Annotated in this window: 25 protein-coding genes; 9 read left to right on the top strand and 16 right to left on the bottom strand. The window is 60.6% G+C overall.

Annotation, left to right across the window (positions count from 1 at the left end):
* The 3 genes from ACJO2E_RS18330 to ACJO2E_RS18320 form a co-directional block, all read right to left on the bottom strand.
* Window positions 1-371, bottom strand: a 371-nt coding sequence (locus tag ACJO2E_RS18330; RefSeq protein ID WP_406965766.1) for a TRAP transporter small permease, incomplete at its 3' end; no start/stop codon positions are given.
* Between the two features lie 80 nt (window positions 372-451).
* A complete protein-coding gene (locus ACJO2E_RS18325) occupies window positions 452-1,591 on the bottom strand; it encodes a C4-dicarboxylate TRAP transporter substrate-binding protein (protein WP_406965765.1) in 1,140 nt (379 codons plus the stop codon).
* Window positions 1,592-1,619: 28 nt separating this feature from the next.
* Window positions 1,620-3,311, bottom strand: coding sequence for a long-chain-fatty-acid--CoA ligase (locus ACJO2E_RS18320; protein ID WP_406965764.1), 1,692 nt, complete (start codon window positions 3,309-3,311; stop codon window positions 1,620-1,622).
* Window positions 3,312-3,435: 124 nt separating this feature from the next.
* Here ACJO2E_RS18320 and ACJO2E_RS18315 point away from each other — a divergent pair, with 124 nt between their 5' ends.
* From ACJO2E_RS18315 to ACJO2E_RS18295, 5 genes are all read left to right on the top strand, one after another.
* Window positions 3,436-4,047, top strand: coding sequence for a QsdR family transcriptional regulator (locus tag ACJO2E_RS18315; RefSeq protein WP_406965763.1), 612 nt, complete (start codon window positions 3,436-3,438; stop codon window positions 4,045-4,047).
* 60 nt (window positions 4,048-4,107) lie between these two features.
* A complete protein-coding gene (locus ACJO2E_RS18310; protein ID WP_406965762.1) occupies window positions 4,108-5,262 on the top strand; it encodes a C4-dicarboxylate TRAP transporter substrate-binding protein in 1,155 nt (384 codons plus the stop codon).
* Window positions 5,263-5,513: 251 nt separating this feature from the next.
* Window positions 5,514-6,356: a substrate-binding periplasmic protein gene (locus ACJO2E_RS18305; protein ID WP_406965761.1), complete on the top strand. Its 843-nt coding sequence runs from the start codon at window positions 5,514-5,516 to the stop codon at window positions 6,354-6,356.
* A gap of 15 nt (window positions 6,357-6,371) precedes the next feature.
* Entirely contained in the window at window positions 6,372-8,780 is a 2,409-nt protein-coding gene (locus ACJO2E_RS18300) for a sensor domain-containing protein (RefSeq protein WP_406965759.1), read from the top strand.
* A 138-nt stretch (window positions 8,781-8,918) separates the two neighbouring features.
* Window positions 8,919-9,335 carry a helix-turn-helix domain-containing protein gene (locus ACJO2E_RS18295; protein ID WP_406965757.1) on the top strand — a complete coding sequence of 139 codons (417 nt, stop codon included), beginning with the start codon at window positions 8,919-8,921 and terminating at the stop codon, window positions 9,333-9,335.
* Window positions 9,336-9,392: 57 nt separating this feature from the next.
* Here ACJO2E_RS18295 and ACJO2E_RS18290 read toward each other — a convergent pair whose 3' ends face one another.
* The 7 genes from ACJO2E_RS18290 to ACJO2E_RS18260 form a co-directional block, all read right to left on the bottom strand.
* Window positions 9,393-10,196, bottom strand: a complete 804-nt coding sequence (locus ACJO2E_RS18290; protein WP_406965756.1) for an ABC transporter permease — start codon at window positions 10,194-10,196, stop codon at window positions 9,393-9,395.
* Window positions 10,193-11,071, bottom strand: a complete 879-nt coding sequence (locus ACJO2E_RS18285; RefSeq protein WP_406965755.1) for an ABC transporter ATP-binding protein — start codon at window positions 11,069-11,071, stop codon at window positions 10,193-10,195. Before ACJO2E_RS18285 ends, ACJO2E_RS18290 begins: the two co-directional genes overlap by 4 nt.
* A 67-nt stretch (window positions 11,072-11,138) precedes the next feature.
* Window positions 11,139-12,134, bottom strand: a complete 996-nt coding sequence (locus tag ACJO2E_RS18280) for an ABC transporter substrate-binding protein (RefSeq protein ID WP_406965753.1) — start codon at window positions 12,132-12,134, stop codon at window positions 11,139-11,141.
* Window positions 12,135-12,418: 284 nt separating this feature from the next.
* The gene (locus tag ACJO2E_RS18275) at window positions 12,419-12,889 is read right to left on the bottom strand and encodes a nucleoside deaminase (RefSeq protein WP_406965778.1); all 471 of its coding nucleotides are present in this window, start codon (window positions 12,887-12,889) and stop codon (window positions 12,419-12,421) included.
* 48 nt (window positions 12,890-12,937) lie between these two features.
* The gene (locus ACJO2E_RS18270) at window positions 12,938-13,729 is read right to left on the bottom strand and encodes an ABC transporter permease (protein WP_406965752.1); all 792 of its coding nucleotides are present in this window, start codon (window positions 13,727-13,729) and stop codon (window positions 12,938-12,940) included.
* Window positions 13,710-14,498: an ABC transporter ATP-binding protein gene (locus tag ACJO2E_RS18265; RefSeq protein ID WP_406965751.1), complete on the bottom strand. Its 789-nt coding sequence runs from the start codon at window positions 14,496-14,498 to the stop codon at window positions 13,710-13,712. The genes ACJO2E_RS18270 and ACJO2E_RS18265 overlap by 20 nt, the downstream gene beginning before the upstream one ends.
* Before the next feature lie 2 nt (window positions 14,499-14,500).
* Window positions 14,501-15,505, bottom strand: coding sequence for an ABC transporter substrate-binding protein (locus ACJO2E_RS18260; protein WP_406965750.1), 1,005 nt, complete (start codon window positions 15,503-15,505; stop codon window positions 14,501-14,503).
* 435 nt (window positions 15,506-15,940) lie between these two features.
* Between ACJO2E_RS18260 and ACJO2E_RS18255 the strand changes: the two genes are divergently transcribed.
* From ACJO2E_RS18255 to ACJO2E_RS18245, 3 genes are read left to right on the top strand one after another with little or no spacing between them, the layout of a single operon-like run.
* The gene (locus tag ACJO2E_RS18255; RefSeq protein WP_406965749.1) at window positions 15,941-16,906 is read left to right on the top strand and encodes an isopenicillin N synthase family dioxygenase; all 966 of its coding nucleotides are present in this window, start codon (window positions 15,941-15,943) and stop codon (window positions 16,904-16,906) included.
* Window positions 16,899-17,705 (top strand): alpha/beta fold hydrolase, encoded by an 807-nt coding sequence (locus ACJO2E_RS18250; protein WP_406965748.1) that lies wholly within the window; start codon window positions 16,899-16,901, stop codon window positions 17,703-17,705. The genes ACJO2E_RS18255 and ACJO2E_RS18250 overlap by 8 nt, the downstream gene beginning before the upstream one ends.
* Entirely contained in the window at window positions 17,702-19,063 is a 1,362-nt protein-coding gene (locus ACJO2E_RS18245) for an 8-oxoguanine deaminase (RefSeq protein ID WP_406965746.1), read from the top strand. The genes ACJO2E_RS18250 and ACJO2E_RS18245 overlap by 4 nt, the downstream gene beginning before the upstream one ends.
* A gap of 4 nt (window positions 19,064-19,067) precedes the next feature.
* Here ACJO2E_RS18245 and rutF read toward each other — a convergent pair whose 3' ends face one another.
* From rutF to rutA, 6 genes are read right to left on the bottom strand one after another with little or no spacing between them, the layout of a single operon-like run.
* Complete coding sequence (rutF, locus tag ACJO2E_RS18240) at window positions 19,068-19,595, bottom strand: NADH-dependent FMN reductase RutF (RefSeq protein WP_406965745.1); 528 nt, start codon at window positions 19,593-19,595, stop codon at window positions 19,068-19,070.
* Between the two features lie 12 nt (window positions 19,596-19,607).
* Window positions 19,608-20,198 (bottom strand): malonic semialdehyde reductase, encoded by a 591-nt coding sequence (locus ACJO2E_RS18235; protein WP_406965743.1) that lies wholly within the window; start codon window positions 20,196-20,198, stop codon window positions 19,608-19,610.
* On the bottom strand, window positions 20,195-21,028 hold the full coding sequence (rutD, locus tag ACJO2E_RS18230; RefSeq protein WP_406965742.1) for a pyrimidine utilization protein D: 834 nt from the start codon (window positions 21,026-21,028) through the stop codon (window positions 20,195-20,197). The genes ACJO2E_RS18235 and rutD overlap by 4 nt, the downstream gene beginning before the upstream one ends.
* Window positions 21,025-21,414, bottom strand: coding sequence for a pyrimidine utilization protein C (rutC, locus tag ACJO2E_RS18225; RefSeq protein WP_328187297.1), 390 nt, complete (start codon window positions 21,412-21,414; stop codon window positions 21,025-21,027). Before rutC ends, rutD begins: the two co-directional genes overlap by 4 nt.
* A gap of 15 nt (window positions 21,415-21,429) precedes the next feature.
* Complete coding sequence (gene rutB / locus ACJO2E_RS18220) at window positions 21,430-22,200, bottom strand: pyrimidine utilization protein B (protein WP_406965740.1); 771 nt, start codon at window positions 22,198-22,200, stop codon at window positions 21,430-21,432.
* Window positions 22,197-23,288 carry a pyrimidine utilization protein A gene (gene rutA / locus ACJO2E_RS18215; protein ID WP_406965738.1) on the bottom strand — a complete coding sequence of 364 codons (1,092 nt, stop codon included), beginning with the start codon at window positions 23,286-23,288 and terminating at the stop codon, window positions 22,197-22,199. The genes rutB and rutA overlap by 4 nt, the downstream gene beginning before the upstream one ends.
* A gap of 372 nt (window positions 23,289-23,660) precedes the next feature.
* Here rutA and rutR point away from each other — a divergent pair, with 372 nt between their 5' ends.
* Window positions 23,661-24,266 carry an HTH-type transcriptional regulator RutR gene (rutR, locus tag ACJO2E_RS18210; protein WP_406965777.1) on the top strand — a complete coding sequence of 202 codons (606 nt, stop codon included), beginning with the start codon at window positions 23,661-23,663 and terminating at the stop codon, window positions 24,264-24,266.
* Window positions 24,267-24,475 lie beyond the last annotated feature (209 nt).

The raw sequence follows: 24,475 nt of genomic DNA, 5'->3' as shown, positions 1-24,475 counted from the left end.
ATGGAGGCGCCCATCTCGAACTTCTTCTGGGCCTCACCAAAGGTGCGTACCGCCAGCAACCCGAACACCACCAGCGAGCACAGCATGGCCAGCCGTTCCAGGTGGTGGCGCATCCACGCCGGCATGCGCTCGGTGATCACCTCCACGGAGATGTGGGCATCCTTCTGCTCGGCGAAGGCCAGCGGGATAAAGGCCGCAATGGACATGTAGTAGTAGGAAACAATGGTGATGGTGCCCGGAATGGGCGTATTGAAGAAGTAGCGCCCGGCCACATCGAAGCTGATGTGGAACATCATCAGGGCGATGGCCAGGCCACCAATAATGGAGACGGTATTGGTAATACGGGACAACAGTCGACCAATGTTAAGCATGGAATGATCTCCACGATCAGATTCTATACTCGGGAAAGGAGCGGCCCGTCGTGATATCCCCACAACGGACCCGCGCCACCTCATAGACCGTAGCTGGACACATCCACCTGCGAATAGACTTCACGCCAGAGGATCTCCCTCACGGCTTCTTCGCTATCCATCTCCGCCCCCAGTCGGATCCAGCGGTCGAGGATCTTACGGAACTGCTTGATGCTCTCTTCCGTGTTCTCCAGGCCATAGCGATCAGCGTATGTGGCGGCAATGGTATTCACATCATCCGTGACGAACTGTTCGGTAAAGTCCGCCAGGCCCGGGTCTGCCTCGTGGACACTGATACCCTGTTCCCGCGCATCCTTCAGGTTCTGGTCATTGCTCAGGTGGTAGGCCCAGATAATATGAGCGGCCATCGCGGCACTGGCCCTGAGGACATTCGTACGCTCCGCTTCACTCAGGGATACCCAGGTATCCTGGTTAATGTTGGCCAGTGCGGTACCACCGTAACCACCCCCCGGGGCCCCGACGGTGATGTCGGTAACCACCTCATTCAACCGGAACACCGTCAGTTCCGTCGCCGTCTGAATGGTGCAGTCCACAACCCCCTGATCGAGTGCATCGTAGACTTCATTGACAGACATCTGGACCGAGTTGGCCCCGATTGCCTGGGCCCAGCGGGAATGCTGCGGACCACCGCCACGCAGTCGCATGCCCCGGGCGTCCTCCAGCGAGGTGACCGGCTGGTTACAGAGCAGGGGCAACGGAGATGTTGTGCCGGTCGCGGTGAACACCTGATTCTGCTGACGAAACTCCTCGACACACTCCTCACAGTGCGCCATGACATACTCGGCAACCGCGCCGCCGAATATGGCTCCGTGGGGCCCACTGAATTCCTGCTGGTCCAGGAGCATGGTCAGCTCCGTGACCATGTGGGTGGAGGGGAACTCGTTCATGAAGTAGGTGGTCAGCACAACGCCCGCATCGGCCATGCCATCACGCAGACCGGGCGAGGTTTCCATCAGGTTCAGGAGTGACAATGGATAAACCTTGGCCGACATCTCACCGTCACTTGCTTCCTCAAGGGTATCCGCCCAAACCTGGGCGGATTCCGCAGGGATGGAACCCTGGGGATAACCCAGGGCAAAACGCAGGTCGGCCTGGGCAATAGAGCCCAGGCAAAGGCAGGCAGAGGCTGACGCCAGAGTCAGCAGTTTCTTGATAGTCATCTTTTCCCTCTTGGACTTCTTGTCAGGATTAGTTATTCACTTCCGCATACAGCTCTTTCTTGGACAGCTTGCCCACGGGGGTCTTGGGCAATTCATCCCGGATTTCCATGCTCTGGATCATTTCGTGTTTACCGAGGCGGGAGCGCAAAAAGGTCTGCATGTCCTGCAGGGTTGGGTGAGGCATGCCGTCCATGATCGTGACATAGGCCCGGGGGCTTTGGCCCCGGTAACTGTCAGGCACGCCGATAACGGACACCTCCGACACGGCGGGATGCTCGTATATGGCTTCCTCGATGTTGCGCGGATACACGTTGTAGCCGCTGCAGATAATCATGTCCTTGGTTCTGTCGACAATGTAGATGAACCCGTCTTCGTCCATGAAAGCCACGTCGCCCGTACGAAAATAGCCCTGCGAGCTCATTGATTCAGCGGTGGCGTCGTCACGCTTCCAATAGCCTTGCATCATGTTGGGGCCCTTGATGCACAGCTCACCGCGCTCGCCCGGGGGCTGCATCGTTTCCTCACCGTCCATCGACAGGATCTGCAGGTCCACGCCGGGCACGGCAACACCGCAGGAACCCGCTGGCGCGGTCATTCCCTGGGGAGTAAAGGTGCCGACGGTTGACGTTTCCGTCATGCCCCAGCCTTCCTTGACGGTACACCCGGCACGTTCCCTGAACCGCTGCTGTAACTCCACGGGCAGCGGTGCACCGCCAGAGTTGCAGAGTTTCAGGGAGTCCAGCCGGTAGTTTTCCAGTTCCGGGTAGGACAACAGCGCCGAGAGCATGGTTGGCACCGCCGGGAAAACGGTAATCCGTTCCTGCTGTATGGTCTCGAGGGCCTGCTTTGGATCAAACCGGAGCTGCTGATACAGCGTGGCGCCGTCCCGCAGGCCAAAGAGCATGTTGACCATGATGGCGTATATATGAAATGGCGGAAGTACCGCCAGTATCCGCTCCTCTCCCGGAGAAACCGTAGTCACAAGGGCGGCCCCCAACTGGTCGGCCGCACTGGATATGGAGCGGTGAGTCAGCATGGCGCCCTTCGGGGCACCGGTGGTACCCCCGGTATACTGGAGCACCGCCAGGCTATCGGGTGCCCGCGCTTCCGGATAGGGCTGGAAGTCGCCGACATTGTCCAGCAGAGCGGCGAAGGTGGTGACCCCGTCGGAAGGGACCTCGCTCAGCTCTCCTGCAGAGGCCATCTGGTTCCGGAGCTGATCCGGAGCACCGGCGAATTCCGCCACCGAACCGACTACCAGTCCTTTCAGGCGCGAATCGCCCATAAACTGAGCTATCCGGGGCAGCAGCGTCTGGAGATCCACAGTAATGATCAGGTCTGTCTCACTGTCGGCGATCTTGTGCTCAAGAATACGCTCGGCGTCCAGTGGCGAGTAATTCACCACCACGCCACCGGCCCTCAGCACCCCCATGAAACTGATGATGCAATGAGGGCTGTTGGGCAGGTACAGACCAACATGAACCCCGGGCTTTACGCCCAGCCTCTGCAATCCTTTTGCTGCCCGTGATACCAGATCGTCCAGTTCCCGGTAGCTGATCTCGCGCCCCATGAAATGGATAGCCGACCGCTCCGGCCAACGACGAGCCGCATCGGTCAACATATCGTGAACCGCACGACCAGACAGATCCGGCCGATGGGGGATGCCCGAAGGGTAACTGCTGAACCAGCGAGCGTCCGGTGGAACCTGCTGATGACTCATCTTGGCAACCTCTCCGCTTGATTGTTTTTATCATTCGGTTGCACCCGGGGCCCTGCGACACTATTCTTGGATTCCAGGCTGCAACACTTTTATATTTCGACACATGATGCAACAAAATAAAATAATGACGCAAGCACAGATAACACCACTGGCCAAAGCACTGGCCGGCGAAGCCAGCACAGGCGCAGCCTCTCCCCTTACGGCGCTGGAGGTCGGCCGACAACGCTGGCTCAATTGTGAACGGATCAACATGGGGTCCATAGCGGATGAAGTGGGCGTCAACAGGGCCACGCTGTTTCGCTGGGTAGGTAGTCGTGAACTGTTTGTGGGTGAGATTATCTGGTCGTTCTACCAGGACCTGATCGACAAGACCCTTGAAGCAACATCCGGGGAAGGCCCTGAGTACGTGGTATCCGTTCTGGAGCATTTGCTCAGAAAGGTTGTGAACACGAAGCAGCTTCACCACTTCATCCGTCAGGATCCGGAGTACGCCATCCGCATCCTCACATCCAGATCCAGCCTCTTCCAGGCACGGTCCGTCAATATGGTTCGGGGGCTTATCGCCGAGCAGACCGGGAAAACCGACTGGACACCCCCCATTCATCAGGACGATCTGGCCTTCCTGATTATCCGGGTAGGAGAGTCCTTCCTGTACGGTGATGTCATCAGCGGCCAGAAGACGGACATCGCTCAGACAACCATGGCATTCAGGCTCCTTTTGTCCGGGCAGGCCTGACCCTGAAAACCTGCCCAGGCATGCGTCACCCTCCCCCAACAGAGCACTCAGGAGACAACTATGACAATAAACCGAAACCTCAATGGGCTTGTCGCAGGCCTTACTCTCGCCTGCCTGGCCGGCACCGGTACCGCCACCGCCGAGCAACTGCGGTTTGCGACCGGCTCCCCTCAGAACACTCTCGGTTCAAAGGGCATGGATGCCTTTATTGACGCCGTGGAAACCCGTTCCGGAGGAGATCTTACGGTCAAAGGGTATGCCCAGTCGCTGCTCAGCTTTATGGAAACGCCGTCCGGTTTGAGGGACGGCATGGCTGATCTTGGCCATGTACTGACGCCCTACTTTCCAGCGGATTTCCCCAACACCATAATGCTCACCGAAATGACCATGGCCCCCGAACTCTCAAGTGTTGAGGCAAAGACGGCCATGTTCGCCTATACCGGCGCGGTGACGGAGTATATCGTCAATCAATGCCCGGATTGCATCCAGGAGCACCTGGACCGGAACCAGGTCTATCTCAACCTGGTGAGCACTTCGCCCTACGGGCTGTTCTGTAACGGCGCGGTTACCGCCTCGGAAGACATTAACGGCAGCCGCATCCGGGTTGGCGGGCCGGTCTGGTCCCGCTGGGTTGAATCCATGGGCGGGTCCCCGGTTTCCATTCCGGTCAATGAAACCTACGAGGGCCTCAGTCAGGGGGTTGTCGACTGCACCGCCCACAACCTGTCCGACCTGCTCAACTTCAAGTTCATCGAAGTGGTCACCGATGTCACCATGGGCGTTCCGGGAGGAACCTTTGGCGGCGTAGGTACCAACATCAACGCAGACACCTGGCGCTCCCTGTCCACGGACGATCGCACAACCATTCTCTATGGTGCTGCAAGGGCTTCTGCGGAAGTCGTCATGCTCTACTACGAAGATCACGTGGAAGCGCTCCGTCAGATTGAGGAAAGCTCCGATATCACTCTGCACGAACCGGATCCGGAGCTGGTTGAAGCCACTCGTACCTTTATCGAGGAAGATCTCAAGACCGTCGCTGCCCACTACCAGGAACGGTACGGTATTGAGGATGCGGAAGAACGCATGGCGTCATTCCGCGAGACCCTGGCGGAATGGGTAAAGAAGGTCGAAGGCGTCAACACCCGGGAGGAACTGACCGACCTTTACTGGGCGGAAGTCTTCTCCAAAATCGACGTCAGCACCTACAGCCTGTAAACGTTCACTCCTCCATGGTCAGGTCACAACCGACCTGACCATGGCCTCCCCCCACGCCAGAAAAGATGCGGAAAAGGCACAAAAGTTTTTCCTGATTGCACAAATTGAACCATACTGACAATTGCAACGGATCCTTGAGCAAACACCAGGGTCAGGGAATACAGGCAGTGTGTACCGGACGGTTCTCATGCTCTATCAGGGGCTCGGCTTATCAGTCGCCCAGCCAGCGGCTGGCAGGCGCCCTCCAGGTTATGGTCATCCTGATTGCGATTTTGTTCGCAATACCGGCTACCCATGCCCGGACCATTACGCTGTCCACCGGAGAATGGCCCCCCTATTTTGACAGCAGCCTCGACAACCATGGGCTGCTGGCACAGATCATCAGTGAAGCCTATGGCAATGTCGGGATATCGGTTGATTACAGCTTCCTGCCCTGGTCCCGGGCCCTGTCCATGGCGCATCACGGCAATTATGACGGCTCCGCTGCCTGGAGCTGTACGCCCTCCCGTTCCGACGATTTTCATTTCAGCCAGCCGATACTGCCCCTTTACTATGTCTTCTTTGTCCGCAAGGGCAGTCAGTTCCATTGGCAGGAGATCGACGATATCAAGGGGCTGACCATTGGCCTGACCCAGGACTACGCCTATGGCGACCAACTGACCTCGGCGGTGGACCGGGGGCTTGTAAACACGGACATGACGGCATCGGATGAATCCAACTTCCGGAAGCTGCGAGCCGGACGGATAGACCTGTTCCCGATGGACCCTCTGACCGGACTGCAGATGATCGACCAGCTGTTCTCCGAGGCCGAGGCCCGGCAACTGACCTACCATCCACGCCCCATACACCAGGCCAGCTATCACCTGATCTTCTCAAGGCAGCAGGACAATGGCGGCGAACTGGCGCGACAGTTCAACCAGGGCCTGGAAACCCTCAGGGTGTCCGGCCGCCTTGATGAAATACTCGACAGTCAGCTCGGGGAATCACCGATGTGGCACGCACTGGGCCCGTTACTGACCACTGAACCACGCCAGAGTCGTTGTGGAATCGGTGACGCCAGAACCGCCGGGCACAATAGCGAGCCCGGGCGCTGAACAGGGAGCAACGCCATGCAGGTCGGAGAAATTACCCAGAAGCTGATAGACGCCGCAGCGGATGCCATTGTCATCCTTGACGTACGTGGGCATATCCGCCACTTCTCCAGCTCCGCCGAAAACCTCTTTGGCCTGGCAGCATCCGACTGCCTGGACCAGCACTTCTCCCTGCTGCTGGCACCGAAACACCGCCAGGAAGTCGTGGACTGCTTTACCGAACTCTGCGACGGCGAGCATCCCCTCAACGGTGTGGGGTACCAGGTAACGGCCCAGGACCGGCAGGGACAGACCTTTCCCATGTCCCTGGAAATCGGGGAGAGCCGACTGGAGGAACACCGCCTCTTCATCGGGGTATGCCGTGACCTGTCCGCGGAGCGTGAGTCGACAGACCGGAAACGGTCCGCGGAAAACCTGAACCGGGCGCTCTTCGAGGCGGCTGTGGATGCCATCATCACCATTGATGCCCACGGGCAGATCCGGGCCTTCAACCAGGCTGCGGAATCTCTGTTCGGTTATCGTCGGTCCGAGGTACTCGACCGCAACGTTGCCCTGCTGATGCCCGACCACTACGCAAAACATCACGACGCCTATATCGACAACTACCTGCGCACTGGTGAGGCCCGGATTATCGGCATTGGCCGGGACGTGGTGGGACAGCGCAAGGACGGTTCCCGCTTCCCCCTGCACCTGTCGGTTGGCGAGGCATGGCACCACAACGAAAAGCACTTTATCGGCATCTGCCATGACCTGTCCGACTACCATGACGCACTGCGCAAACTGGCTATTGCGGAGAAGCGCTACAAAGAGATCGTCCACAGCCAGACCCAGATGATCTGCCGGGTCGATACCGACCTGAAGATTACCTTTGCCAACCGGTCATTCATGAAGTGTCTGGGCAAATCCCACGGGGAGCTGATCGGTACGCCGTTGTACCGTTTCGCCACTGAGAACGAGGCGGCCATCCGCGACCTGCTGGGTCAGCTGTTTGACGCCACCGACGTCCAGCAGATAACGGTGAAAATGACCATGGCGGCACCATCAAGGAACCCCCAGATTGAATGGACCTTTACCCGCCCCGGGACCAGCGACGACGAGGTGGCTGAACTCCAGGGCTTCGGGGTGGACATCTCCGACATGGAGGACGCCCGCCGCGAGGCGGACTATCTGAGAAACCATGACACGATCACCGGCCTCTACAACAAGCAGGGGTTCATGAATGCCCTCAAGTCCTGGGCCTCGGGGGAACCGGCCTTTTCGGTCATCCATATCGACCTGGATAACTTCGGGCTGGTGAACCAGCGACACGGCTTCGACACCGGCAATCATGTCCTCAAAGAGGTTGCCCTCCGGATCCAGTCCATCGCCGGCAACACCAGCCTGGTTGCCAGGATCGGTGCCGACGATTTTCTTCTCGCATCTCCGGTTTCCCGGTTACGGGAGGTCAGGGACGTCACAGGTCGACTCGTGTCCGGGATCGGACGCAGCCTGCTGGTTGATGGCCAGGACCTATCGATAGATGTCGCCATTGGTGTCGCCTTCTACCCGGATGACAGCAAGGACATTCATCGCCTGCCCGACCTGGCCGAATCCGCCATGAGGGACGCCCGCGCCCGCAAGGAAACCATCGCCCTGTTCAACCGGGAATCCCACAGCCAGCTTCACCGCCGCCTGGACGTTGAACAGGCGCTGAAGCGAGCCATTGAGGAACGGATTCCCCACATCCTGCTGCAGCCCAAATACGCCATTCCATCCGGACGGATATCCGGTTTCGAGGCCCTGGTCCGCTGGCAGGATCCGGAGCTGGGCTTCATTTCACCCGCCGAGTTCATTCCCCTGGTAGAGCACTCCAGGCTTGGACAGCGCCTGGACCGTTATGTCATCCGCCAGGCCTGTGACGCCATTGGCAGGATTGCCAGCCTTAGCGACAGGCCACTCCCCGTTGCGGTCAATATCACCGCCCCCCACTTTTCCAACCCGGAACTGGCCGGGTTTATCCTGGGGCAGCTGGAGGAAGCCCGCCTCGACCCGAGGCTACTGGAGATCGAACTCACCGAAGGGGTGTTCCTGGCCGCCAACGACACCGTCACCAACAACCTGTCCACGCTGCGTGAAGCCGGCGTGAAAGTGGCCATCGATGATTTCGGTACCGGCTACTCGTCGCTCAGTTACCTCAAAAACCTCCAGGTGGACGAGCTCAAGGTGGACAAATCGTTTACCGACGAAGCCGATACCAGTACCGGCAAGACGGTCCTCCAGGCCGTGGTGCTGATTGCAAAGGCATTCGGCCTGAAGGTTACTGCGGAGGGCGTCGAGACCAGCCAGCAACTGGCGATACTGGAAGAACTGGGTTGCGATCTGGCACAGGGCTTCCTGCTGTCAAAACCCATCCCGGTCGACGATGCCTGTCGGCTTGTACAAACTTGATCCAGCGCAATCTACCGCACGATTACCACCCGTTTTCGACAAAGTTACTTGCCATTATTCTTCTGAAGCTGAGATCATTTAGTTAGAAAAGGCAGGTATTTTTAATGGGTGCATAAACCTGGCGGGTAAAGTGCCCCAATGACACTACCGGTCTTGCTGCCCCTGTTGTCAGGCAATGACGCCATGAGTCTAGGTCAGGCACTACGCCAGTTCAGGAAACACAAAGGCCTCACCCTGGCCGAACTGGCGGAAAAAACCGGGTCCTATGTGGGCAACCTGTCCCGCATTGAGCGGGACATGGCCAATCCAAGCCTGGATCTGCTCTATCGGATTGCCCAGGCCCTGGAATGCTCCATGGCCGATATTTTCCTCGCGTCCTGCGAAGGCAGTGGCAAGGATCCCTCGCAAGCCGCCCTGAACGCCGTATTCGGCTCACTGATGCAACAGGATCGTGAACTGCTGCTGGACTTCGCCCGCCTGCTGCAGACCCGCACGCAACGGGCTGGAGCCAGGTCACCGGCCGAAGGCCACGATCGCCCCCAGAAAGGCCCCTGACCATGCCCCCGGGCGGTCACGCCGAAGCAGGCACGGCTCCACTAACGGGCAACACCGTCAGTGCTCCACCTTCAGCGCACTCTCATGCCAGTTGCGCAGGGCCCGGTCTGACATCCACACCATCAGGGCGAACAGCAGGATGCCGGTCACCGTAATCAGGATCAGGGCGGCGAACATCTTGGGAATCTGCAGGTTATAGCCGGACTGCAGGATCATGTAGGCCAGCCCTGCCTTCGCCCCGCCGGTACCGGCCACAAACTCCGCCACCACGGCGCCAATCAGCGCCAGGCCGGAGCTGATCCGCAGGCCGCCGAAGAAGTACGGCAGCGCGCCGGGAATCCGCAGTCGAACCAGTTCCTGCCAGCGGCTGGCCCGGTACATGCGAAACATGCTGAGCAGGTTCGGGTCGACACTGCGCAACCCCAGGGTAGTGTTGGAAATGATGGGGAAGATGGCCACGATCACCGCACAGATGGTCAGCGCCCAGGTGGTGTCGTTGACCCAGATAATGATCAGCGGCGCAATGGCCACCACCGGCGTCACCTGCATCAGCACCGCATAGGGGAACAGGCTGATCTCGATCCACTTGCTCTGCACGAACAGCAGCGACGCCGCAACGCCCAGAACCACGGCAATGGCGAAGGCCAGGAAGGTCACCTTCAGGGTCATCAGCAAGGCGTTGAACAACGATGAGAAGTCAGACACCAGCGACTGGCCGATGTCCACGGGGCTGGGCACCAGGTACTTGGGCACCTCGAATGCCATCACGGTGAACTGCCACATCAGCAGCACCAGCACGCCCACCAGCAGGGGGGCGGCAATCTGCACGAAGCGTTCATTACGGATCAGCGGGGCTTTCATGACTGGCTCTCCTCGTCCCGGTCCTCACCCATGGCACTGGCACGTTCCAGGGCATGGGATACCTGTCGGCAGTAACCGGCGAATTCGGTGGACACCCGGAAATCCGGTGACCGCGGATAGGGTTCATCGATGGTGATGTCGTCCACGATGCGACCGGGGCGGGCCGCCATCACCACCACCCGGCTGGACAGGTAGACCGCCTCATAAACGCTGTGGGTGACGAACACGATGGTCCAGCCCTTGTCCTTCCACAGCTTGAGCACATCGTCGTTGAGCCTGTTGCGGGTCATCTCGTCCAGCGCACCGAAGGGCTCATCCATCAGCAGCAGGTTGGGCTCGGTGACCATGGCCCGGGCGATGGAAGCACGCATCTGCATGCCGCCGGACAGCTCCCGTGGAAAGCTGTTGTCGAAGCCCTTCAGGCCTACCATGCCCAGGGCATCGTCGATCTTCTGTTCCGCCTCCGGTGACTTGCCGGCGTGTTCCAGGTCCAGGGGCAGGCGCACATTCCTGCGTACCCGTGCCCAGGGCATCAGGGTGGCATTCTGGAATACGAAGGCCAGCTTGCGGCCCTTGCTGCCCACCACGTCGTAATCCTGCTCCCACCATTTCACGGTACCGGTGGTCACGTCGCCCAACCCCGCCATGATGCGCAGCAGGGTACTCTTGCCGCAACCGGAGGGCCCCAGCAGGCTGACAAACTCGCCCTCCTTTATCTGCAGATCGGCACCCTTCAAGGCCACGGTGCCATTGCCATAGATCTTGTTGACGCCATCCACCTGCAGTACCGGGCGTGAGACCACGGCACCGGCTTCTCCGGCCATGATTTCCTGGTCCGGTTCCGGGTTCAGGGGCGTAACCTTGCTAGCTGTCATAGTGATGTCTCCAGGGCCGACCGGAGTCGCTGACCGGCCGGCATCAGGATGGGGGTCGCGTCGGCGCTTAGGGAAGCACCGGCTCTTCGGGCAGGAATTCCAGGGTGTAGACCTTGCTCAGGTCCAGGTCTTCCGACGCCAGGTCCGCTTCCACCATGAAGTCCCTGATCTTCTGCCAGCGCTCGTCGGTCATGACACCGATGCCCATGGTCTGGGCATCGCCCCCGGTCACCAGCTCGTACTCTTTCATCTTCTCGATGCCGTAGGCGATCTGCTCCGGGGTCATCTCCGGGTTTTCCTGCATGATCAGCTCGTTGCCCGGCGCGGGGTTTTCCAGGTAGCTCTTCCAGCCCTCCATGCTGGCCTGCACAAAGCGCCGCACCACGTCGGGGCGTTCCTCGACCATATCGGTGGTCGTTTCGATGGTGGTGGCGTAGGGAGGGTAGCCATAGTCGGACAACAGGAAGACGCTGGGCTCGATACCACCCTTCTGGATGGCAAATGGTTCGGATGAGAGGTAGCCCTGCTGCACAATGTTCTCGTCGTTCAGGAATGGCGCCACGCTGAAGGTGTAGGCGTGGACCACATCGTCCTCGAAGCCATACTCCGCCTTCAGCCAGGGCCAGAAGGTGGAGTGGGCGAAGGTGGCAATATAGACCGGCAGTTCCTCTTCCCTGATCTGCTCGATGGACTCGATACGGGGGTGGGCAATCAGCGCCTGGGGATCCCCCTGCATGGAGGCCGCCACCGTCATCACCGGCAGGCCCTTCTCCACGGCGTTGATGTTGCCGATGGGGTAGCCCATCAGCAGGTCATAGCGCCCGGTCACCAGCAGTTGGGTACCGTTGACCTGGGGACCACCCATTTTGATTTCCACATCCAGGCCGTAATCCTCGTACAGTCCGGTGGCCAGGGCCTGGTAGAAGCCGCCGTGTTCCGCCTGGGCGTACCAGTTGGTGCCGAACACCAGCTTGTCCAGCTCTTCGGCGGAGACCGGTGACAGGGCCAGCATGCCCGCCATCATGATGGCGCCGCCAAGCGTAGCGCGTGTTTTTAGTGCCATGGAGCCTCTCCTGTGAATGCGGCGACTGCGTCGCTCTTTAATTGACCATTTGTTCAGGTTTTTAAAAGCAACCGCCGTGCCACTCAGGAGAAACCGTACTAAAGCCTCTAATTCATAGGGTTGGATACATTACCCGGACAGCCGGAGTGCACTACACTGCCCCAGCTTCTGGCCAACCGCACCGGTTTTGATCATGGGCAGTATCCTGCAGGCATAAAAAAGCCGCCCGAAGGCGGCAACAAGGAAGACGCAACACTTGCATCTCCATCGTTCGTCGTTACATCTCAATGCCCCTGGTTGCGCCAGAAGGTTTCGTGGACCTCGGCGGCTTCGTCCTCCAGCACCGGACCAATCACCTCGACCTGCCGCTGGCCGGAGGCGAACACCTCTCGGCAGGGCAGATCCAGGGTCGGGTTCTCCGGGTGGTTGCCGGTCATTTCCTTCAGGCGATGCTCGCTCACGCCGTAGACCAGTCGCCCCAGCCCGGCCCAATAGGCGGCACCGGCGCACATGCAGCAGGGCTCAGCGGACACGTACATGGTGAAGGCAGCCATCTCCTCCGGGCGCCAGGTCTGGCTGGCCCGGGTCATCAGTACCCGTTCGGCGTGGCCGGTCATGTCCTGGTGTGGCAGGTAGGCGTTGATCTGCTCCATCAGCACTTCACCCTCGTCGTTCACCAGGATGGCAGCAAACGGATGAATACCCTGGGCAGCGGCACTGCTGGCCAGGTCCAGGGTCTTGCGGATGAACCGCAGATCGGCTTTGCTTGGTTCCAATTCGGTAATCCTCTTTTAAAGCGTGTTTCAGCGAGCCTTGCGGGGCAGGCTCCAGGGGAAGAACAACTGCTGGGTCCACTGCACGGACTTGAACAGCAGCAGGCTTACCACCGCCAGGAAGAACAGTCCCGCAAAGGCCTGGGGAATCCGGAAGAAGGAGGTGGAAAACTGGATGAAATAGCCCAGCCCTTCCTCGGCCGCCACGAACTCCGCCACCACCGCCCCGATAATGGCCAGGGTGATGGCCACCCGCAGGCCACTGAAGATATGTGGAATGGCATAGGGAATGCGGATCTGCCAGGTTTCCCGGCGTAGCGGTGCATCCAGTGACCGACTCAGCTCGACCAGCTCCTCCGGCGTCTCATTGATGCCCGTGGCGGTGGATACCACCAGTGGGAAGAAGGTAAGCAGGCAGGTGATCAGCACCCGGGAGGGGTCATCAGAGCCCATCAACACAATAATCAGCGGCGCCACTGCCACCACCGGCGTGGACTGGATCACCACCAGCAGCGGGTAGAGCGTGCGGCTCAGGAATTCCGAACGCATCATGGCGATGGCAATGGGAATCGCCACCACGATGGACACGGCAAAGCCCATCAGTGCCACCCTCAGGGTCGCCCACAGGTGGGTGAACCAGCGGCTCATTTCCACCTTGAAGAAGGCGTCCACAATCGCGGATGGTGCCGGCAGCACGTATTCGGGTAATGAGAACACCTGGCATACCAGCTCCCACAACAGGATCAGCGACAGGAAGAACAGCCAGGGCGCGGCCATCAGAAGCGAGGCCCGCGTCCTGCCTTCAGGCAGCGTCAGGCTCATAGATATGCTTCCTCAGGCGTTCGGTGAGTTGCCCGAACCGTGGTTCGGAGATGGTATGGGTCGTCCTCGGACGGGGGATATCCACATCCAGCACTTCCAGTACGGTGCCGGGGCGCTTGCTCATCACCAGCACCCGGTCCGCCAGCAGCACCGCCTCGGCGATGGAGTGGGTAATGAACAGCACGGTCTTGGGGTTCTCTTCCCAGATCTTCAGCAGGTCGAAACCGATCTGCTCCCGGGTCATGGCGTCCAGGGCCGAGAACGGCTCGTCCATCAGCAGGATATCCGGGTTCAGCAGCAACGCCCGGACAATACCGACCCGCTGTTGCATGCCACCGGACAGTTCATCCGGCATCTTGTTGGCAAAGCTTTCCAGGCCCGCCATGGCCAGCAGCTCATCGGCGCGCTTCTCGTCATCCCGACCATAGCGCCCAAACTTGTGTTTGAGCGGGAACAGCACGTTCTTGCGCACCGTCAGCCAGGGCAGCAGGGTCGGCTTCTGGAACACAATGCCAACGTCGTCCCGGGGGCCCGTGACCGGCATACCGAACACCGAGACCTCGCCCTCGGACGGCGTCAACAGGCCGGAGATCATCCGTAACAGGGTCGACTTGCCGCAACCGGACGGCCCCACCACCGCCACGAACTCGTGACGGCGGATGTCCAGGTCGATGCCGGTGACAGCCGGCGGCACCCCAGGAGTGGGATCGTACCGGTGCCCGACTCCGGAGAGCCGGACAAACGAACGATTGGTGGCGGGTTCCGTCATGCTTACAGGGCCTCGAGCAGGGTGCGGTCGATGATCGCTTCCGGGTCCAGGGCGTCCTTTTCCAGCTTTTCCGCCTGGGATACCCAGTCCCAGGTCAGTGCAACACGGTCTTCGGTCAGGGCACCGAGGCCGTCCCGCTCGCTCACGTCGTTGACCACCAGTTCCATGGTGTCGCCGATCTGCGCGGTGGCCACGTCCACATCCACCTCCGGCACCATGCTGTTGAGGGCTTCCGCCGCCTGGCGGGGGTTGTCATGGGTAAACTTCAGGGATTTGTCGAAGGCGCGCATAAAGCGCTTGGCCACATCCGGGCGCTCACTCAGGAACTTCTCACTAGCCACCACGGAGGAGGAGTACAACTCCAGGCCAGCGTCGGACCAGGGCAGTACCACCAGTTCGTTACCGGTGGCTTCAGCCTGATCGGCAAACAGGGCAATGTTGGTGACCCAGGCGATAATGGCGTCGGTGCCACCGTTCATCAGCATGGGGCCCAATGCCCCCGGGTCCGCCTTGGTCAGTTGGACGGCGTCTTCCGCCATGCTGTTCTCTTTCAGCACTAGCGGCAGGAAGGCGTTGGAGGACGTAAACGGCGAGGTGGCGACTTTCTTGCCATCCATATCCGTCATCTCGCTGATGTCGTTCTTCTCCAGGGTGAAGAAGGCGTGGGGCGCCTGGTTAAAGATGCTGTAGACGGCCTTCACCGGCAGGCTGTCGTCCTGGGCCTTGGCGGCCATCAGGGCGCCGATATCGGCGCTGCCCACGTCGGCCTGCCCGGTAGCAATCTTGGTGATGGCATCGGTGGAGCCCCGACCACTGGCGATGCTGACTTCCAGGCCTTCCTCCTCGAAGAAGCCTTCCTGGACACCCACGTAGACCGGGGACTTGTCACCACCCGGCAGCCAGTCAAGTTGGTAGGTCACCTGATCGGCAGCGACGGCTGCCTGGGTCATCAGCCCGCCGGCCAGAGAGGCCGCCAGCAGGAATGAACGTGTGAAATGCTTGTGCATGTGCTTTCCCCTTTCATGGTTTATCACTCGCCGAATTTTATTGATCATTCGGTCAGGTTTTATCTGGAGAAAGCAAACGGCAGGCCAGCTTGGAAACGTCCGCTGCATAATTCCCGCCAGAACTGGCGAACTGCCCGAAAAGCGAGGTCTTTCGCCCTTCTACTCCCCTCTGGCCACAGGGCCACACCATAAGCACTGAATATCCAGCCCAGTCCGGGCCCCGTCGTTCAATTAAATCAGGCGCCCGAAACTAGTGCACAAAAACGCGACACGCCCTCATATGAGGCCAAAACCGGACGAATGCTCTGGCCGCAGTCGCCCCCAGATCAACGGATTCCTGAAGTCGGGGCCCCAGTAGATCGCGGGTCTCAATGGCACGCTTTATGAATTACTGACCATATGGACAATTTTAAAGATCGAAAGTGGAGCCACACCATGAGCAAGACTTCCGGGGCGGGCGCCGCGCTGCCCGTTATAGACCTTTCCCTGCTATCGGGAACCGGGGAGCAGCGCCAGTCGCTGGCCCGATCACTGAATGATGCCTGTGTGCATACCGGGTTCTTCTATATCCGTCACCACGGCATTCCCGGTGAGTTGGTGGACCGGGTCTTTCGGGAATCACAGGCACTCTTTGACCTGCCGGCAGAGGAGAAAGAGGCCATCCATAAAGCCCGCTCACCGGCCAACCGGGGCTATGAACCGCTAAAGGGGCAGACCCTGGAGCCCGGGACGCCGCCTGACCTGAAGGAAGGTTTCTATATTGGCGAGGAACTGGACGACTCGGATCCACGGGTCCGGGCCGGGCGCTTCAACCATGGCCCTAACCAATGGCCAGCAGCACTGCCGACGTTTCGCGAGACCATGAGCGAGTATTTTGATGCCATGAACGAGCTGAGCGACCGGATCATGCAGGCACTGGCCCTGGCTCTGGAGCTGCCCCGGGACTTCTTCGACGATTTCTGCCGGCACCCCCTGTCGACCCTGCGATTGCTGCATTACCCGCCGCAACCACCGAAGCCGGCGCCCGGGGAAAAGGGCTGCGGTGCCCACACGGATTTTGGGGGTGTCACCATCCTGCTGCTGGACGACAAACCGGGACTGCAGGTGTGGGATGCGCAGGGCGATCGCTGGATCAATGCAAACCCCATCCCCGGTACCTTTGTGGTCAACCTGGGAGACATGATTGCCCGCTGGACCAACGACCGTTACCGCTCCACGCTGCATCGGGTGGTCAATACGTCGGGGGCGGAGCGCTACTCGGTGCCTTTCTTCTACAGCGGCAACCCGGACCATGAAGTCGCTTGCCTGCCCTCCTGCCTGGCGGACGGCGACCAACCCCACTATCCGCCCACCACCGTGGAAACCCACCTGATGGAGATGTACCGGAGGACCTATGCCTGATGCACACGGCATTACCGCAGTGCTGATCCACGGCGCCTGGGCCGGCGGCTGGGTGTGGGACACCATTGCGCCACACCTGGAAGCACGGGGGTTCCGGGTTCTGGCGCCGGATCTTCCCGGTTGCGGTGCACGTCTCGGTGATCCTGCGAAGGCCTCACTGACCGGATGTGTCGACGATCTTGAACAACAGCTGAGCGCTGTCTCCGGGCCGCTGTTGCTGGTGGGGCATTCCGGCGGCGGCGCCGTGGCCACCCAGTTGGCCGAAGCAGTCAGTGAACGGGTGATCGGCGTCGCCTACCTGGCGGGCATGATGCTCCCCTCCGGCATGGGCTTTGGCGAGATCGTGGCAGAGATGGTGGATCAGCATCCGGAGGCCGCTGGTATCGGCCCGCACCTGGAATGGGAGGCAGGCGGCCTGGTGTCCCGGGTGCCGGCAACCGCCATTCGCGAGATTTTCCTGCAGGATGTCAGCGATGCAACAGCCGCAGCCGCCATCCCCCACTTCGGACCGCAGGCCGAGGGCAGCCGCACCCTGGTTCCCCACTGGACCCGGGAAAGGTTCGGGCAACTGCCAAGGCTGTACGTGGAGGCCCGACAGGACCGCTCGGTGGTGCTGCCGGTGCAGCGCCGCATGCAGCAATTGGTACCCGGTGCCCAGGTGGTGTCCCTGGATACCGCCCATGTGCCGCAGGTGGCGGCACCTGAGGCGGTAGCCGATATACTGACAACATTTGCCGAGGAACAGGTCGGAGTAACCCACCCGGCCACCAACCTCCCGAAAGAGAAGAATCCACAATGACAACGACACTGCTACTGAAGAACGCCCGGGTCATCGCCACCATGGACGACGACCAGCGCGAGATCGACAACGGCTACATCCTGATCCGGGGCAACCGGATTGACGCTGTCGGCCCCATGGACGAGTGCCCGGATGAGGCCGACCGCACCATCGACCTGAGCGGTCATGTGGTGATCCCGGGGCTGATCAATACCCACCATCACATGTTCCAGTCCCTGACCCGGGCGCTGCCCTCCGCCCAGAATGGCGAGCTGTTCGACTGGCTCAGCGCCCTGTTCCCGGTGTGGCGCAACATCACCCCGGCCATGCAACGGGCCGCCAGCCGCACCGCCATGGCAGAGCTGATGCTGTCCGGCTGCACCACGGCGGCGGACCATGCCTACCTGCACGTCAATGGCATCACCCTGGACGACAGCGTGCAGGCGGCCACCGAGATGGGCATCCGCTTCCACGGGGCCCGGGGCGCCATGAGCCTCGGACAAAGCAATGGTGGACTGCCGCCGGATGAACTGGTGGAGGCGGATGAGGGCGCCATCCTCAGGGACATGCAGCGGGTGGTGGAAGCCCACCACGACCACAGCCCCGACGCCATGGTGCGGGTGGCGCTGGCGCCCTGCTCCCCGTTTACCGTGACCACCGACCTGATGCGCGAGGCCGCCACCATGGCCCGGTCCCTGAAGGTGGGCCTGCACACCCACACAGCGGAAAACTGGAAGGATGTGGCGTTCAGCAAGGAACGCTACGGCATGACCCCCACGGAATTCACCGAGGATGTGGGCTGGGTGGGTGAAGACGTATGGCACGCACACTGTGTTCACCTGGACGAGCCGGGCATTGCCCTGTTTGCCCGCACCGGTACCGGCGTCGCCCACTGCCCCTGCTCCAACATGCGGCTGGCCTCAGGCATCGCGCCGGTGAGGAAAATGCTGGATGCCGGGGTCAAGGTGGGCCTGGGCGTGGATGGCAGTGCCTCCAACGACACCGGCAACCTGCTGGACGAAGCCCGGCTGGCGATGCTGTCCGCCCGGGTTCGTAACCAGAACCCCGGTGACATGACCGCCCGGGAAGCCCTGCACATCGCCACCCGGGGCGGTGCTGAAGTACTGGGCCGGGGCGATGCCCTGGGCCGGATCCAGGCCGGTTACTGCGCGGACATCGTCGCCTTCCGCAACGACGACATCGCCATGGCCGGGGGCCAGAGCGATCCGCTGGCATCGCTGGTGTTCTGCACGCCGCCACGGGTCAACTGGAGCATCATCAACGGTCGCGTGGTCATCAAGGAAGGCGAACTGCTGACCCGGTCACTGCCCCATATTATTGAGGAGCAGAACCGGATGGCGGCAGTTCTGGCAGGCTAATCCCCTATCGGACCTTGAGATGGTGGTAGCCTCGATCAAAGTAGACGAGGCTTCCCGACTCCTCCCGCTGACGGACCCCCGCCACCTCGCAGAAGAGGATGTCATGGGTACCGACGTTGACCCGCTTGCTGATGGTACAGTCGAAGCTGACCAGGGCGTCTTCAAGCACTGGCGCCCCGGTCACCGACTGCTCCCAGGTGGCGGCCGCAAAGCGCTCCTCCATGGTACTCTTGCCGCCAAACAGGTTTGAGAGATCAGACTGGGCATCCGTCAGCGTGTTCACGCACAGAACGTCGTTGCGATTGAAGACATCGTAAACCGACGCACCGCGATTCAGGCACACCAGCAGGGTCGGGGGTTCATCGCAGACACTGCAGACGGCGGTGGCGGTAAAACCGGATCGACCACCGGGGCCATCGGTCGTCACTACATTGACCGCGGCCGCCAGGGTCGACATGGCATCCCGGAAACTCTGCTTGTCCACCCGCGGCGGCATGGTCAGTACCTCACTTAATGAGTGCTGTGCTTTCATGATGCGCTCCTTTCAGGCCAGGCGACAGGCGTCGTCGAATTCCAGACGCGGCAGCCGGCCATAGAGTTTGTCGGTGTCCCCGTAACCGAGGTTGATCAACAGGTTGACCTTCCAGGTCCTGTCCGCAAAAAAGGCTTCATTGACTTTGCCCGGATCGAACCCGGACATGGGACCGGTATCCAGCCCCAGTAAGCGGGCCGCCATGATCAGGTAGGCCGCCTGCATGGAACTGTTTCGAAAGGCCGTTTCATAAGCCATTTCCGGGCTGCTGGTGAACCAGCTGCGGGCATCACCGTGGGGGAACAGGTCCGGTAGCTTTTCGTAGAACTGCTCGTCGTAGGCCGCGATCACCGTGACCGGCGCGCTCATGGTCTTGTCCCGGTTGCCGCTGGACAGGCATGGCTCCAGAGCCTCTTTGCCCTCCAGGGTGCGGACGAAGACAAATCGGGCCGGACCGCAGTTGGCGGAGGTGGGCCCCATCTTCACCAGGTCGTAGAGCTGGCGAAGGTCGTCATCGCTAATTGGCCGGTCCTGCCAGCCGTTTTGGGTACGGGCCTCGGTAAACAACTGACCGAGGGTCCGGTCATCCAGTATCTGGCTCATAGGGCCTCCTGTGTCTTGAACGAGTGCGTGGGCATTCGATGTCGCTGGAGATGGGCCAGCAGCAGGGCATTCACCCGCTCCGGTTCGGTTACATTGACGGCGTGACCACCGACGGGCAGCAGTCTCACGCTGGCATTGGGCAGGCGCTGCGCCAGCTCCTGGGAACAGCTCCAGGGCACCAGCGCATCGTCGCGGCTGCCCAGCACCATGGCATCGGTGTGAACCTTTGCCAGGTCGGTCGCCGAGGGCTGCCAGGCCTGGAGTGCTGCCATGCGGCGCAGCAGGTTATCCCGGGGCGGGAAACTGGCCAGCGCATGGGCGGACTCCTGCTCCAGCCACTCGCTGTTCTCCGCAATCCACACCGGCGGATACAGGAACAGGGGCTGGGCTTCCAGGTAGGCCGGCGGCCCCACTTCATCAAGCAGGGTCCGCCGTACCGAGAAACACCGACGGGTATGGGCATTGGGTGACGCCCAGGCATTGATCAGGAACAGGCTGCCAACCCGTTCCGGCACCCGTCGCGCCAGCTCGATACCGATCAGGCCACCGAGGGCATGGCCCACCAGATGCACCCGCCCGGCGTCTGCCGTGGTCAGCATCGCTTCCAGCTCATCGGCCATATCGGCCACGGTGTAGTACTCCGGTATATCACCACTGCTGCGGCCGGTGCCGAAATGGTCATACACCAGAACCCGATAGCGTTCCCTCAATGCCGGCAACTGAGGCGCCCAGTACTGGCCGGACCCACCCAGGCCGGCACTGAGCACCACGGTCTCGCCATCGGCGGGACCCTGGCTCTCCCAGTAGAGGGTCGGTGCGCTGTCGCTCATCCCTTCCCCACATGCGCAATGCTGGCGATTTCCACCAGGGCGTCCGGCTTCACCAGACCACACTGGATGCAGTAGCGGGCCGGCTTTTCGCCGGGGAAGTACTCGGCGTAGACCTTGTTGACCGCCCCATAGTGGGCCCAGTCGGTGACCATGATCATGTTGAAGGTGACATCGTCCATGGTGCCACCGGCGGTTTCGACAACCCCCTTGATGGTCTCCAGCACATGACGGGTCTGGGCCTCGGGATCGCCCACATGGACCACATTGTTGTCCTTGTCGAACGGCAGGGTGCCGGCAACGTAGACGATGCCATCAGCCATGGAGCCAGGTACGTAGGGGGCCAGCGGCTTGCCGCTGCCTTCTGGAATGATGGAAGTCTTGGGCATGATGCACTCCTTGGGTTATGCAGTAGTCGTTTGAAATGGTTGGCTTTCAGCGGCGTTACCCGCCTGTGAGAAGGTGCGGCAGAAGTCCTCGGTGGTGGACACCCAGCCGAAGAAGGTCTCGATGTTGTAGAGCGCCGCCTGCTGGATGTAGTCCGGACCGGCCTGGTGGGTGGCATCCGCCAGCACGACACCGAAGTACTCCAGGAAGAAGCCGTCCCGCAGGGTGGACTCCACGCAGACGTTGGTGGCAATGCCGGTGAACACCAGGTTGCGGATACCACGGCTGCGCAGGATGCTGTCGAATGGCGTGTTGAAGAAGCCGCTGTAACGGGGCTTGGGAATGACAATGTCGCCGTCCTGCGGCTGCAGCTCATCCACCAGGTCGTAGTCCCAGGTGCCCTTGGCCAGCAGGCTGCCGTTCAGTGCTGGCTCCCGCCGCATGGTCTTCAGGGCATTGGACTTGTACCAGTTGGGTGATCCCGGTCCGCCTGCTTCGACATAGTCCGGGTCCCAGCCGTTCTGGAAGAAGATCACCGGCATACCCACGGTGCGGGCAGTCGCGATGGCCTTCTGGATCTGCCGGATCACCGGACCGGTGGCTGATACATCAAAACCCGCCCGGTCGAGGTAGCCGCCGATGGTGGAATAGGCGTTCTGCATGTCCACCACCACCAATGCGGTCTCACTGGCCCGCATATGTAACGGCTCCGGTTTTCCGGGCAGCTCCAGTGCTGGCTCGGAACCGGTGTTCAGGGCATAGCCGGACTGTTCCGTTGCGATACTCATACCGCCGGCTCCAGCGCTTCATTGACATGGGCACGGCTCTTCATCAGCGGCTGGATGTACTGGCCGAAGTCTTCCACCCCCTTTACGAAGTCATCGAAGGTCAGCATGACGCCACTGGTGCCTTCCACCGTGGCCACTTCATCCAGCATGCGGGCTACGGTTTCATAGGAACCCACCAGGGTGCCCATGTTGATATTCACCGCCGAGGTGGGATCCGCCATCTGGCGGACATTGGTGTCGGACTTCGAGGTCTTGTCCGCCGCGCCCTGCTCACCCAGCCAGGCAATAGCTTCTTCGTCGACGCCTTCCTTGTACCACTCCCAGCGCTCCCGGGCCTCTTCATCGGTTTCTGCCGCAATGATCATAAACAGCGCCACGGAGCTGACATCGCGACCGCTGTTCGCGGTGGCCTTGACCAGCCGCTCCACGGTCGGCGCAAAGGCGGTTGGCGTATTCACGCCCTTGCCGAAGCAGAAGTTGTAGTCGGCGTACCTGGCGGTAAAGGCCATGCCGGCCTCACTCTGACCGGCACAGATCACCTTCATGTCCGCCCTGGGGATCGGGCTGACGCGGCAGTCGTCCATCTGGAAATGCTCGCCCTTGAAGTCACTGCGGCCGGTGGCCCACAGCTCCCGCAGCACCTGCGCGTACTCGCCCAGATACTCATAGCGGGTTCCGAAGAACTCATCCCCCGGCCAGAGCCCCATCTGGGAGTACTCCGGCTTCTGCCAGCCGGTCACCAGGTTGATGCCGAAACGGCCATCAGAGATAGAATCGATGGTGGAGGCCATCCGCGCGACGATTGCCGGCGGTACCGTCAGGGTGGCGGCCGTCGCAAACAACTGGATCTTGCTGGTCACCGCAGCCAGGCCAGCCATCAATGTGAAGGACTCCAGGTTGTGCTCCCAGAATTCGGTCTCTCCGCCGAAGCCCCGCAGTTTGATCATCGACAGGGCGAAATCGAAACCGTAGCTCTCGGCTTTCTGGGTGATTTCCTTGTTCAGTTCAAAGGTGGGCATGTACTGGGGCGCATTGCGCGAGATCAGCCAGCCGTTGTTACCAATGGGTATGAAGATTCCGACGTTCATCTGTTTCCCCTCGGGTTGCCAATATGAAGGTGGACTCGAAGATCCCGCCCACCGATGTCAACGAGTCGGCTGCATAATATTGACCAGAATAATTTTTTATTTTTATTTTCAGTACATTGCTTAACTTTCCCTGATTTTTTCAGACCAATTGGTCCGAATTAGAGCACTTGGTTTGTGCGGCGCGTGCGTTTTTGGGGCAGGTCAGGGCAATCACCACGGATATCTTTCCAGCGGACGTTCCGGTGCTAGAATGGGCCGGCCATTTACCCAGCGGAGGATTCAGTGAGCGCCATCAGACGAGGCAAGGAGCCAGCAAAGGCCAGCAATCGAAAGCGCCAGCGTGTACCCACGGCGGCGTCGCTGAACCGGCGGATGCGCCACACCGAAAAGAAGAGGAGTGCGATACTCGAGGCCGCCCTGGCCACCTTTTCCCAGTACGGCCTGCACGGCGCGAGTATCGACCAGATCGCGAGCCGGGCCGATGTTTCCAAGACCAACCTGTTCTATTACTTCAGCAACAAAGAAGAGCTGTACACCAGTGTGCTGAGTTACCTGCTGGACCTGTGGCTGCAGCCACTGATGGCCTTTACCGAAGATCAGGACCCCATCGACGCGATCAGGGACTATATAAGGGTCAAGCTGGAGTTCTCACGGGATCATCCGGCGGAATCCCGGCTGTTCTGCATGGAAGTGATGCAGGGGGCACCGCTACTGCTGAACCAGCTGCAGCAACCGCTCCATGGCCTGGTGGAAAACAAGGTTACCGTGATCCGGACCTGGATCGACCAGGGCCGGCTGGCCCCCATTGAGCCCTACCACCTGATCTTTTCCCTCTGGGCGACCACCCAGCACTATGCCGACTTTCGGGTACAGGTTGAGGCCGTGGCCGGCAGGACACTGGATGATCCTGATTTTTTCCAGGAAACACTGACCAGCCTGGAGAAGCTTGTCCTCGATGGCGTGAGGCCGCGTAACTGACGCCCCATGGCTGACGCTGACACACCTCCGGGAGACATCTCTTCCGGAAGTGGGTCAGTGCCCTCCTCTCAATCCTGCTCCCACCGTCTGAAACCCGCCCTCAATCTGTGCCCACTTTCAAACCATACGCTCTAAGTTGGACCATTTGATCCACACAAAAAAACAATGAATTCTTAACTTGTTGTTTTAAAAAGACAACAGGAAGTGGC

It is taken from the genome of Marinobacter shunpengi (assembly GCF_045449695.1).
In the GTDB taxonomy this organism is placed as follows: Bacteria; Pseudomonadota; Gammaproteobacteria; order Pseudomonadales; family Oleiphilaceae; genus Marinobacter.
This window is presented reverse-complemented; position numbering and strand designations above follow the sequence as displayed.

Coding starts and splice junctions, on each gene's coding strand:
- ACJO2E_RS18285 (WP_406965755.1), bottom strand. CDS start 11,071: ATGACAGCTAGCAAGGTTACGCCCCTGAACCCGGAACCGGACCAGGAA.
- ACJO2E_RS18310 (WP_406965762.1), top strand. CDS start 4,108: ATGACAATAAACCGAAACCTCAATGGGCTTGTCGCAGGCCTTACTCTC.
- rutB (WP_406965740.1), bottom strand. CDS start 22,200: ATGAGTATCGCAACGGAACAGTCCGGCTATGCCCTGAACACCGGTTCC.
- ACJO2E_RS18265 (WP_406965751.1), bottom strand. CDS start 14,498: ATGACGGAACCCGCCACCAATCGTTCGTTTGTCCGGCTCTCCGGAGTC.
- ACJO2E_RS18290 (WP_406965756.1), bottom strand. CDS start 10,196: ATGAAAGCCCCGCTGATCCGTAATGAACGCTTCGTGCAGATTGCCGCC.
- ACJO2E_RS18325 (WP_406965765.1), bottom strand. CDS start 1,591: ATGACTATCAAGAAACTGCTGACTCTGGCGTCAGCCTCTGCCTGCCTT.
- ACJO2E_RS18320 (WP_406965764.1), bottom strand. CDS start 3,311: ATGAGTCATCAGCAGGTTCCACCGGACGCTCGCTGGTTCAGCAGTTAC.
- ACJO2E_RS18300 (WP_406965759.1), top strand. CDS start 6,372: ATGCAGGTCGGAGAAATTACCCAGAAGCTGATAGACGCCGCAGCGGAT.
- rutC (WP_328187297.1), bottom strand. CDS start 21,414: ATGCCCAAGACTTCCATCATTCCAGAAGGCAGCGGCAAGCCGCTGGCC.
- ACJO2E_RS18270 (WP_406965752.1), bottom strand. CDS start 13,729: ATGAGCCTGACGCTGCCTGAAGGCAGGACGCGGGCCTCGCTTCTGATG.
- rutR (WP_406965777.1), top strand. CDS start 23,661: ATGCGCCACACCGAAAAGAAGAGGAGTGCGATACTCGAGGCCGCCCTG.
- ACJO2E_RS18305 (WP_406965761.1), top strand. CDS start 5,514: ATGGTCATCCTGATTGCGATTTTGTTCGCAATACCGGCTACCCATGCC.
- rutF (WP_406965745.1), bottom strand. CDS start 19,595: ATGAAAGCACAGCACTCATTAAGTGAGGTACTGACCATGCCGCCGCGG.
- rutA (WP_406965738.1), bottom strand. CDS start 23,288: ATGAACGTCGGAATCTTCATACCCATTGGTAACAACGGCTGGCTGATC.
- ACJO2E_RS18260 (WP_406965750.1), bottom strand. CDS start 15,505: ATGCACAAGCATTTCACACGTTCATTCCTGCTGGCGGCCTCTCTGGCC.
- ACJO2E_RS18235 (WP_406965743.1), bottom strand. CDS start 20,198: ATGAGCCAGATACTGGATGACCGGACCCTCGGTCAGTTGTTTACCGAG.
- ACJO2E_RS18250 (WP_406965748.1), top strand. CDS start 16,899: ATGCCTGATGCACACGGCATTACCGCAGTGCTGATCCACGGCGCCTGG.
- ACJO2E_RS18295 (WP_406965757.1), top strand. CDS start 8,919: ATGACACTACCGGTCTTGCTGCCCCTGTTGTCAGGCAATGACGCCATG.
- ACJO2E_RS18315 (WP_406965763.1), top strand. CDS start 3,436: ATGACGCAAGCACAGATAACACCACTGGCCAAAGCACTGGCCGGCGAA.
- ACJO2E_RS18245 (WP_406965746.1), top strand. CDS start 17,702: ATGACAACGACACTGCTACTGAAGAACGCCCGGGTCATCGCCACCATG.
- rutD (WP_406965742.1), bottom strand. CDS start 21,028: ATGAGCGACAGCGCACCGACCCTCTACTGGGAGAGCCAGGGTCCCGCC.
- ACJO2E_RS18255 (WP_406965749.1), top strand. CDS start 15,941: ATGAGCAAGACTTCCGGGGCGGGCGCCGCGCTGCCCGTTATAGACCTT.
- ACJO2E_RS18280 (WP_406965753.1), bottom strand. CDS start 12,134: ATGGCACTAAAAACACGCGCTACGCTTGGCGGCGCCATCATGATGGCG.